Below are 10,817 nucleotides of genomic sequence, written 5' to 3'. Positions count from 1 at the left end.
CGCCAGGCGTGCCGCTCGCAGCCCTCGCAGCCCCGCCAGTTCTGCTGCATTCCCTTTTGCGCCTGTCGACAAGCCTACGAGATCGATTATGGTTTCTGCTGCATGGGCTATCAGGTCGTTCGACACCAGCGCTGGACCAGTTTCGAGAAACCGGCAATAGCGAACCAGAAGCCCCAGCGCCTCGTTGCCAGCGGCAATCGGGTTGGCCAGCAAGTCGTTAATGGTCCTGAACGGGGTGGCCAGCGCCTGATGCGGAATGACGAGGTTCATCCATGCATTGGCGTCACCGCCGGACATGGTGAGCGGCTCCGATGCCGACACCAGGGCCGCCGCGCCTAGCCCGATGGCATACTGCCGCCCGACCTGGGTGCCGCGCAGCTCCGATCGGGTCTTGTTGATCAGCAGCAGATAGCCATCACGACCATCCTTTGCGACATTGTTGGCCTGCCGGCTCGCGTGCTTGATCGTGCCCGCCATCTGGCCAATGACGAGCTGTCCGACCGCCACCGCCTCTATTTCCGCATGGAAGGGGGCGGCATCGGCGACGCGATAGTCGACTGACCAGATCTGATCGTTGTGGATTTCCTGCCAAAGGCTGAACTTGGCCTTCTCGCTGAGGTGGGGCGATAGGTCGTTGGACGAAAACGTAGCCTTTTCCGACATCTTCACTCCATCCCGACAAGATTCAACGGAAACAATATTGCATCCATCTTTTTTGCGCAACTATTCCATGGACTACAGTCGAGTGCTGTTGGCGACAATATTAGTGCTGTCCACGACAAGCGCTATCTACGTTCGGACGATGATCAACACTGTTCAAAATCGATTCGTGCGATACGCGATAATTCTAGTGCGCCGACGACCACGACGGCCGGCGAGCCGGGGCTAGGTTAGCGAGTACTGCGCGCAAATGAGGGCTTTGGTGTTAGACCTGTCGAAGGCGTTGGCGTTAGCTCTTATGGTTGAGATGGGCGGGAGCTGTTGCTGCGTCGGACGATACCGAGGCTCCGCCATTTGATATCTCCAACCTGAACGCTGCGGTTGCCGGCCACCCCGGCGTCAGCTCCCCAGGCCAACGACCATGGGCCTGCAGGCATGACATGGCGCCTGTCCGCCACATACGCGGCCCGGAGTTTTCTGCAGAAGTGCCCGATACCATCGAGATACGATCGATCTGGACCAGGCCTATCAAGCCGAGGGTTCGCCGAGAAGCCCCGCATATCAATCGGGCCTTTTTGCACGTCGTCACGGCACACTACTGATGGGACGCGGGCAGAAACGCTTGTTGCTGATCCTGATGCGATCGAGCGGCCGGAAAGGGAGGGGCGGCGCAGTTCTAAGCCCGCTATTGAGGTGGTCAGCCACTTTAACGACGCCGTGCGCCTTGCTCGATTGCACAAAATACGCAAAAGCCACGGTCACGAAATGCAATCCAGGTATGCCAACAATGCGAGGTAACTATTTCTCGTGTTGAACGCCGCCAAAACAAGCATGCGGCCTTTCACCATGTGCTGGCACCAGTTGTCAGGGCGCGAGTTCCGGTTTTCATCGGAACCCGCATTACTACCCGAGTAACCTCTTGGGGTCATGGAGGTGCGGTTGATCCTGTCAGATCCTCTTGCTCATATTGATGCCAGTGATGCGAAAGCCTCCCCGCTGATAGAGGTGATGCGCTCCCGCATTGTCAGCGGCGACACGCAGCCGGATTGTCTCAAAGCCTGCCGCGGATAGCGCGACTTCCAGAGTGGCAAGAGCGCTCTCTCCGTAACCTTTGCCTTGATACGCCGGCAGGATATGGAAGTCGTTGATGAACACAAAACGCGCGGCCTCGTCTGGGCGATACCAGAAATATCCAACGACGACGTCGCTTCCCAGTGCACTCTCTGTGATGGTCAGCAAAACCTGGCCTGCCGTGTCGGGTCCATCAGGTAGATCATCTGAAATTTCTCGCTTTGCCTGCGCAAGAGCGTCAGTGTCAGACAATCCATAATTGCTGGATATTTCCGCGGCATAGTCAGGGATGAAGTAGCTGAGATAGCCGTAGAACTCATCTGTTCGCATCGATCTCAGTGCTATCATTGCGCTCTCACGGTCTGGCTCAAAAATTGATGACTATCGGCCGATCTCCATCCGCACCAGTCCCCCATGGCCTCTTGGCTTTAGAATTGGGCCTTGATGCCGGTATTTGCGCTCGATTCGGCGCGAGGTGGTTGTTGCCCAAGAAATCGGATTGTCGGCACGCTGGCCGCGATCTCCTGCAGGGGACTGCGGTCTACGTTCTTTCGAGCGCATGTTGGAGAAGCTGCGCCTTACGAAGCAAACCAGATGCTGTCGGAGCGGCATTTTGGCGAACTGCGGATCAGCGAGATTGCCCTGAGATTCGGCTTCAACGACGTGGTGCATTCTAACCACTGCGGCCACCGCCGAATCGGCAACACGCCAAAGCGCGCGCGATAACCATTGGGCCTTCTGACTGGGCTGCGGACGCCTGAAGTTCTTCTGAACACCGCGTGCGCACCTCAAAAGACCCGACGTCAATTCTCGGCCTCCCGGCGATTCGCAAATCAGCGTGAGCAGGTGTGTTATTGAAGCATCCCGAATTGTTGCGGAGAGGACACAGCGCAGATAAATGCGCGCGACTGCCCTCCAGGACAATTCCAGTGCGCTCCAGTGAAAGACGCCCATGCCAAAGAATGCAACCCTAGCAGATGAACTGCAAATCTGTTGTCTTGGGTGGATTAATGACGTCGAAAATTCTGGAAAATACTCGATCGAAACACGAGCGATTTAGACGTTACCACATATCCTCCAGTTCCCTCGCGCTGACCCTGGCGATGGGTTCTGTCGCCATTGGCAGCGTTGTCGCACCTGCGGCAGCGGCAGAAACTGAATGGTCGGGCGCCGTGTCGCAAGACTGGTTTGACGGCAGCAACTGGAACAACGGCGCCCCCCCTACGGCGGCCGTCGATGCCGTCATCAATACGACGGCGCCCAATCCGGCAACGATCAATGCCAACGCGGTAGCAGCTGGCGTGTATATCGGGACGACGGTCGGCGCGCCCGGCGCGCTGGCGATCTCCGGTGGTGGCACATTGAGTAGCACCAACGCCATCGTCGGAAACGGGCTTGCCTCGGGGGTAACAATCGATGGGACGGGCTCGGCCTGGACCAACAGTACAACTCTGACCGTGGGCAGTTCCGGCATCGGCACGCTGATGATTTCCAATGGTGGCGTCGCCACCAACACTACCGGAACCCTTGGGAACGGTATCGGCTCAACCGGTTCCGCCACGGTCATCAACTTCAATTCGGCCTGGAACAACAGCTCCGACTTCTATGTCGGCAACTACGGCGAGGGGGTATTGCTGATTGCGAACGGCGGCGCGGTCAGCAATGACAGCGGCTACGTGGGCAAGGAGGCAGGTTCCAAAGGCATGGTTGCCGTGGATGGCGCCTTTTCGACCTGGACCAGCAGCAAAGACCTGGTCGTCGGCCTGAACGGCGCTGGTACGTTGACAGTTTCCAACGGCGGCACGGTCAGCAGCACCAATGGCACCATAGGCGGTAGCTCGGACGGAACGGGCACGGTGACGGTCACCGGCGCGGGTTCGACCTGGACCAACAGTACAAGCCTCGCTGTCGGCGACGCTGGTGTTGGAACGGTGAACATCCTGAACGGCGGAGCCGTCAGCAGTAACAACGGCTATGTAGGCGCGCAGGCGGGCTCCACCGGCACGGCAACCGTCACCGGCGTTGGCTCGACCTGGACCAACAGCGCAGATCTCACCGTCGGTCTTGGGGGCACAGGCGCGTTGGCCATTTCGAACGGCGGTGTGGTCAGCAACAGCAACGGAATTGTCGGCCGCGCCTCGGGCTCGACCGGCTCTGTGACGGTCACTGGCGTAGGGTCGAGCTGGACCAACAGCTTGGAGCTTCAAGTGGGTGGCGAAGGCACCGGCGCGTTGACCATTTCAAACGGTGGTGTGGTCAGCAGCAATTTCGGTTATGTCGGCCTCGATGCGGGCTCGACCGGCTCGGTGACGGTCACTGGCGTGGGCTCGACCTGGACAAGCGGCATGGCTCTCAATGTCGGCTATGACGGCACCGGCGCGCTGACGATTGCCGCGGGTGGAACGGTCACGGCGGATTCCGGCAAACTTGGCCTCTTTGCCGGGGGCACGGGTACGGTGATTGTCGACGGCGCCGGATCGACCCTCACCTATGCCAACGACTTCGTCCTTGGCTTCAGTGGCGGCACCGGTGTCCTGACGATTCAGAATGGCGGCAAGGTTGCCAACCAGGACGGCACGCTGGGCTCCCAGCCCGGCTCGATCGGCACGGCGCATGTCGCCGGGGCGGGGTCGACCTGGACCAATACCGGGAACCTCGTCGTCGGCCATCACGCCACTGGAACGCTCGTCATATCGAGTGGTGGCGTGGTGACCAGCGCCTCTGGCCAGGTGGGCCGGTTCGACGACGCTATTGGTACGGCGACCGTCGACGGCGCCGGCTCGACCTGGACGAACAGCGGTGACCTCACTGTCGGCGGCGGCGGCCCCGGCACGCTGACGATCGCCAATGACGGCGTGGTTTCGGTGGGAGGAGCGTTCGTCCTGGCCGGCGATGCGGGCTCCATCGGCACGCTCAACATCGGCTCGGCGGCCGGTTCYCCTGCCACCGGCGCGGGCACGCTGAACGCGGCTTCGGTCCAGTTCGGCAGCGGCACCGGCGCGATCAACTTCAACCACACAGCGACGAACTATGTCTTCGCCCCGGTCATCAACGGGCTCGGCACGATCAACCAGATCGCGGGCAACACGAACCTGACGGCGGATTCCAGCGGCTTCATCGGCGCGACCCATGTCAGCGGCGGCCGGCTGGCGGTGAACGGCTCGTTGGCCAACTCGGTGGCGACGGTCTCGGGCGGCGGCATGCTCGGCGGCAACGGCACCGTCGGCGGCATTCTTGCTCAGGCTGGCGGCATCGTCGCGCCGGGCAACTCGATCGGCACCTTGAATGTCGCCGGCAATGTCGCCTTCGCGGCGGGCTCGGCCTATCAGGTCGAGGTCAACGCGGCTGGACAATCGGACAAGATCGTCGCGAGCGGCACGGCGACGCTCAATGGCGGCGCGGTTGTTGTGCAAAACGCCAGCGGTTCTCATGTGCTGGGCAGCCACTACACCATCCTGACCGCGGCCGGCGGCGTCACCGGCGCCTTTGCCGGCGCCAGCGCAACGAGTGCGACCCCCTTCCTGTCCTTCGGGCTGACCTACGATCCCAGCAACGTCTATCTTGATGTCAGCCGCAGCAACGTCAGCTTCGCGTCAGTGGGGGGGACGCCGAACCAGATCGCCACGGGCGGCGGCGTCGATAGTCTCGGCATCGACGGCCCGTTGGTCGACGTGCTCGTGCAACTCGACCTCCCGCAGGCCCGTGCGGCCTTCGACCAGCTCTCCGGCGAGGTGCATGCGTCGGCCAAGGGCGTGATGATCGAGGATAGCCGGTTCCTGCGCGACGCGGTCAACAACCGCCTTCGCGCCGCCTTCGAGGGCGTTGCCTCGCCTTCGATGCCAGTAATTGCCTACGGGCCGGACGGGCCGGAACTGGCGGCGGACCCCGGCGCGCCCGCGGCGTGGGGCCAGGCCTTTGGGTCGTGGGGAACGATGGACGGTGACGGCAATGCCGCCACGATCAAGCGCGGGGTCGGCGGCTTCTTCACCGGCGGGGACGCACTCATTGCCGAGACCTGGCGCGTCGGTCTGGTCGGCGGCTACAGCCGCTCGACCTTCGATGTGGACGAGCGCGACGCGTCCGGCTCGAGCGACAACTATCATGTCGGCCTCTATGGCGGCACACAGCTCGGCAATCTCGCCTTGCGCTCCGGCCTCGCTTACTCATGGCACGATATCGCCATGAGCCGCTCCGTCGCTTTCTCCAGCTTTAACGACCTGTTGAAAGGCGACTACCGCGCAGGCACCACGCAGGCCTTCGGCGAGTTAGGCTATCGCATCAATGCCTGGCAGGCCTCGTTCGAGCCCTTCGCCAATCTCGCTTATGCCAGCCTCGCGACGCGCGGGTTCACAGAGACGGGCGGCGCGGCGGCCCTGACCACCCGGAGCAGTACTGACGGCGTCACCTTCACCACGCTGGGCCTGCGCGCCGCGACGGGCTTCACGGTTGGCAACGGCATGAACATGACGGCGCGCGGCATGCTCGGCTGGCAGCACGCCTTCGGCGACACAACCCCGGTGTCGACCATGGCCTTCTCCGGTGGCTCGCCCTTCAGCATCGGCGGCGTGCCGATCGCCAGGGACGCCGCCGTGGTCGATGTGGGTCTCGATCTCAACCTCACCCCCAACGCCACGCTCGGTCTCGCCTATGGCGGTCAGTTCGGCAACGGCGCCACCRACCAGATGGTGCGCGGCAATTTCAACGTCAAGTTCTGAGGCGGTCATGGATCAAGAGGTCATCATTCAAGTGCAGCAGAGTTTCAAACAGGTCGTGCCGATCGCCGACAAGGTCGGGCGGATATTCTACGCCCGGCTCTTCGAGACGCATCCTGAGGTGCGCCCCATGTTCGCGGAGGACATCCAACCTCAGGCTAAAAAGCTCGTGCAGATGCTGGCCTTGATCGTCAACAGCCTCCACAAGCTCGACACGATCTTGCCGGTGGTCGACGATCTCGCCCGCCGTCACAAGAGCTATGGAGTGGTCGATGCCCATTATCCCGTCGTRGGCGACACCTTGATCTGGACGCTGGAACAGGGATTAGGGGACGCTTTCACCCCACAAGTGAAGCGCGCGTGGGCTACGGCTTTCGATACCCTCTCCAGCGTGATGATCACGGCCGCCAAAGAACCTGTCGCTGCGCGATAATCTCCTTGGTCGCTGTATGGCACGGCAAGGGATGGCTCGCAGGCCGCGCGGCAAAACTGGCGGGGTTTCATGGACCTCCATGCTCAGCGCAACAACAAGGCCGCACAATGCGACTACATTCGAATTTCATAGGAGCTGCATTGGCGATAGCAACCATGGGCGTCGGCCTGGCCTTTTACGCAGTTCCTGGCGATGYGGCTGCGCCGGTTGGCGCGCAGCTCGCCAAAGGTATCCAGAAAGAGGCTCGCCGGCCGCGATCGCTAGAACTGGCGCAAGCAACGCTGCCCGCTTCGACGCTTCCAGGCGGAGCCTCTTCCTTGAACGAGACCTATCGGGATTGGCAGCTCGCCTGCGTGCAGCAGACCACAACCAAGCGCTGTGCGTTCTCGCAGAGCCAAGCCCAGCAAAATGGCCAACGGGTTTTGGCGATCGAACTCAGTGCGCCGACCGGAAACACTGTGACAGGCATAATCATCCTGCCCTTTGGCCTTGCCTTGGACAAAGGCATCACGCTGCAGATAGACGACCAGCCCGCCGGACAGGCTCTCCAGTTCCGGACGTGTTTGCAGGCCGGCTGCGTCGTGCCCCTGAGTTTCGATGCCCCGACCCTCACGACCCTGCGGGCCGGCGTTGCGCTCAAAGTCAAAGCCATCAGCGATGGCGGCCAAGCGACCCCGTTTTCCATCTCGCTTCAGGGCTTTGACGCGGCTCTCGACAGGGTTGCGGCACTCGCCAAGTAAGGCCGGACGCGCGCCGCTGCAGCATGGGTTAAGACAGACAGGCGCGATTTTTACGCACCAAGGCACGCTTGCAGAGATGGCACACGAACAATCGATGTGCATTATTCCTTCGGCAATCGCCGACGCCGCAACAGTCCGCGCTACCGCCTGCACGATGAACAGAAGATACTCGAGGTGAAAGCGGACGTTTCGATCTCCGGATTAAACGCGTGTCTCACAAGACGGCGCACGAATGTCGGCATCCCGTACATCGTCTCCTTGGTATGTTGTCCGGCCCATCGTTAGGTCCCGAAAGGGCGCGTCTGTGTTAGGCGAGTTCCTTCGGTGCCTCCAGGGCAGTCAGGTGCTCGGTCAAGGCAGTCGGCATGGCCGCGCCTCTAAAGCCGCGCCGCGGTCTCTTTTTCCAACTGCTTGATCGCATCGGAACCTGCAACAAAAGCCTTTTTGTCCGCATCCCATTTGTAGATCACGGTGACGGCGCGCGAAAAGGTCGGACCGGTTTGCACCTCGTCGCAGGCATCGTCGACCAGTTCCCGAGCATCAGTGACCGTCACCTTAATATCGCCGTAGGAACCGGGCGTTGCTGGCTGGCCTTCGACCGACAGGTCTTGCCACTGCTCGAGCCCGCACCCCCTTACGCCGTGGAGGAAGAAGGTGTCGATAAGTTCGAACTTGCCACCACGCATGTATATCAATGCGTCTATCGTATGGTTTTCGTTGGAATTGAAATGCTGGCTGGAAGTGACCATTGCCTGGCTCCCCTTGCCGATGCTGACCACGGCGGAAACATCGAAATCGGTAAGGCGCCCCATTCCGACATCGACGGCGTCGAGCAACACAGGTGGATTGGTATCTCTGAAGGCGGCCAGCAAAGCGGGCGCCTCTGCGAAGTCCTCCGGTCTGYCGATGTCAGCCATCAAAAGAATGATCGGCTTGCCCTCAGCCTGATAGGGTTGAGCCCGGATTAAGTCGATCGTGATCGTCTCGGGCATGTCCCAGTTATATTCTGGGCCGCGTATATGGCGGAGGGGCGCCATGTCCTGTCCGCTGACTAGGGTCTCATTGGCAACCAGATCTGGCACCAGTTGCACCAGTAGATCGAAATAAGTGACGCCGGGTTGGTTGGGCACAGCCGTGTTCACATCGGAAACTTCAAATGGTGGCGCCGCGGGCTCCATCGAAACGGCTACAACAGGGCAAATCCCCAGCACCAAAGCCAATGTCAGCACCTTCGACACGTTCAACAATAGCGTCCCCCCATTTGCGCGCAGGTATTTCCGCAATCGCTAGTTTAGCCATGCTTACGAACCCGTCTTGGCCGTGGTCGCATCAGATTTATTGTGCAACGAGCAAACCAATCTCGGGAACCTCTATATCCGCTGAGACAACGGCGCTTGTCTTGGACAGCACTACTATTGTCCGCCAACGAACAATTCCGTAAACTATTGAAACTATTGCATATAATTGTCAGAAGATATAGTGTCGCAAGGAAACTTGTCGGAGCAAGTGGGGATGTCGGAAAAGGCTAAATTTTCGCAAAGCGATCTATCTCCGCAACTCAGCGAAAAAGCAAACGTCAGCCCGGTTTCGTGCGCTAAAATTATCCTTCGAAGATACTGCCCAATTGATTGCGAAAGACCTTGTGCTGTGCCAAAAAAAATCGTCCTCTCATCTGAAGCCTTACCGCCGGGTTTGAACGATCCGACCGATTCAAACTGTGGCGCGACATTCGTATCGCCTAGATTGCTTCAACTGTCTTTCTTGCGTCTTTCGCGCCAATTGATCATCCCCACGAGAGATTTGAACGGCGATGATTTCACGCCTGCGGCCGGGGGGCTAAACGCATGCTGACGCTCTATGCGTTGAAGCCGGCATTCCAGGCGATACTTCGTCCACTGGTCAATTGGCTGGCCGCGATGGGCATGACCGCCAACCAGGTGACTGTACTGGCGGCCGCACTGTCGATAGTCACCGGTCTGCTCACTGCGGCCTTTCCCGAAAAAGGTTCGGTGTTCTTACTGATGCCGGTCGTGCTGTTAGTGCGCATGGCGCTAAACGCCGTTGATGGCATGCTGGCGCGCGAACATGGCCAGGCATCGACGCTTGGCATGTATCTCAATGAGCTGTGCGACGTGGCATCGGATCTGGCGCTGATCCTGGCCTTTGCAGCGGTGCCCGCCTTCGCGCCGTGGGGTGTCGTCGCCTTCGCCATTTCGGCCGTTCTGGCGGAGTTTGCGGGCGTGCTCGGCATCGCCGCCGGCGCGCCCCGCAACTATGCCGGGCCCTTTGGCAAGAGCGACCGGGCGCTCGCTTTGGGCGTCATCTCCGTGCTGGTCGCCAGCGGCCTGTGGGTCCAGCCGATCGCTGCTTGGGTATTTCCCACCATGGCGATCCTGTCGATAATAACCGCTATCAACCGCATCCGGGCCGGCCTCGCTGCGGCGACCATCTGAATGCAGGAATCCTCAGTTCTCGAAGGCCAACCGATGCTGCACGAAAAGTCTTCCGCCATGGTGTCGTCGCCAGACAGCCCACGCAGCGTGGTTGAGCGAATATTCGCTTCGCATGACGGCACCGAACTCTTCTTTCGCTATTGGCCGGCGGTGTCGGCATCCCCGAAAGGAGCGATCGTTCTGTTTCATCGCGGCCACGAACATGGTGGCCGCACGGCTCATCTTGTCGATGAACTGCGTATGCCCGATTATGCGTTCTACGCTTGGGATGCGCGCGGCAATGGCCGCTCGTCCGGGGAGCGCGGCTATGCTCCATCCTTTGCAACACTTGTGCGCGACATTGATTGCTTTATCCGCGAGATCGCCGACAAGGACGGATTTGCTGTGCAGGATGTTGCGCTGATCGCCCAGTCCTTCGGCGCTGTTCTGGCAGCCGCCTGGGTCCACGACTATGCGCCGAAGCTGCGCGTCATGGTGTTGGCGTCGCCGGCGTTTTCGGTCAAGCTCTACGTGCCTCTTGCCAGACCCGGCATTGCGTTGTGGCAGAAGATCAAGGGTCGGTTCTTCGTCAATTCTTACGTCAAGGCGAAGCTGTTGACCCACGATCCTGCGCGCATCGCCTCCTTTGAGACTGATGTGCTGATCACCCGGCCGATCGCCTCGAACATCCTGCTCGAGCTCTATGAGCATGCGGCGCGCATCGTCGCCGACGCGCGGGCCATCACAGTGCCAACGCAAGTCCTGATCT

Annotated in this window: 8 protein-coding genes; 5 read left to right on the top strand and 3 right to left on the bottom strand. The window is 60.5% G+C overall.

Annotated features, from left to right (window positions below; translation table 11 throughout):
• Together AC1DUU_RS12145 and AC1DUU_RS12140 are read right to left on the bottom strand one after the other, a co-directional pair.
• Nucleotides 1-723 (bottom strand): AraC-like ligand-binding domain-containing protein (locus AC1DUU_RS12145; protein WP_476783669.1); only part of this gene is annotated, 723 nt, incomplete at its 3' end.
• 885 nt (nucleotides 724-1,608) lie between these two features.
• Nucleotides 1,609-2,079 carry a GNAT family N-acetyltransferase gene (locus AC1DUU_RS12140; RefSeq protein ID WP_476783668.1) on the bottom strand — a complete coding sequence of 157 codons (471 nt, stop codon included), beginning with the start codon at nucleotides 2,077-2,079 and terminating at the stop codon, nucleotides 1,609-1,611.
• Nucleotides 2,080-2,834: 755 nt separating this feature from the next.
• Here AC1DUU_RS12140 and AC1DUU_RS12135 point away from each other — a divergent pair.
• The 3 genes from AC1DUU_RS12135 (at nucleotide 2,835) to AC1DUU_RS12125 (ending at nucleotide 7,616) form a co-directional block, all read left to right on the top strand.
• Entirely contained in the window at nucleotides 2,835-6,446 is a 3,612-nt protein-coding gene (locus tag AC1DUU_RS12135; RefSeq protein ID WP_476783667.1) for an autotransporter domain-containing protein, read from the top strand.
• A 7-nt stretch (nucleotides 6,447-6,453) separates the two neighbouring features.
• On the top strand, nucleotides 6,454-6,876 hold the full coding sequence (locus AC1DUU_RS12130) for a globin family protein (RefSeq protein WP_476783666.1): 423 nt from the start codon (nucleotides 6,454-6,456) through the stop codon (nucleotides 6,874-6,876).
• A gap of 155 nt (nucleotides 6,877-7,031) precedes the next feature.
• Complete coding sequence (locus AC1DUU_RS12125; protein WP_476783665.1) at nucleotides 7,032-7,616, top strand: invasion associated locus B family protein; 585 nt, start codon at nucleotides 7,032-7,034, stop codon at nucleotides 7,614-7,616.
• A gap of 377 nt (nucleotides 7,617-7,993) precedes the next feature.
• Here the strand turns inward: AC1DUU_RS12125 and AC1DUU_RS12120 are convergent, their stop codons facing one another.
• Nucleotides 7,994-8,860, bottom strand: coding sequence for a hypothetical protein (locus AC1DUU_RS12120; RefSeq protein WP_476783664.1), 867 nt, complete (start codon nucleotides 8,858-8,860; stop codon nucleotides 7,994-7,996).
• Nucleotides 8,861-9,460: 600 nt separating this feature from the next.
• On the opposite strand from AC1DUU_RS12120, the gene AC1DUU_RS12115 reads away from it, so the two are divergent.
• On the top strand, nucleotides 9,461-10,069 hold the full coding sequence (locus tag AC1DUU_RS12115; protein ID WP_476783663.1) for a CDP-alcohol phosphatidyltransferase family protein: 609 nt from the start codon (nucleotides 9,461-9,463) through the stop codon (nucleotides 10,067-10,069).
• A gap of 33 nt (nucleotides 10,070-10,102) precedes the next feature.
• Nucleotides 10,103-10,817, top strand: a 715-nt coding sequence (locus tag AC1DUU_RS12110; RefSeq protein WP_476783670.1) for a lysophospholipase, incomplete at its 3' end; no start/stop codon positions are given.

It is taken from the genome of Aminobacter sp. P4_H6_2 (assembly GCF_056400805.1).
Note: the sequence above shows the minus strand (reverse complement) of the source record. Positions and strands in the feature narration are given on the sequence as shown.

What these genes read in the sequence shown, in the direction of transcription:
- AC1DUU_RS12140 (WP_476783668.1), bottom strand. Translation starts at nt 2,079, where the DNA reads ATGATAGCACTGAGATCGATGCGAACAGATGAGTTCTACGGCTATCTC.
- AC1DUU_RS12115 (WP_476783663.1), top strand. Translation starts at nt 9,461, where the DNA reads ATGCTGACGCTCTATGCGTTGAAGCCGGCATTCCAGGCGATACTTCGT.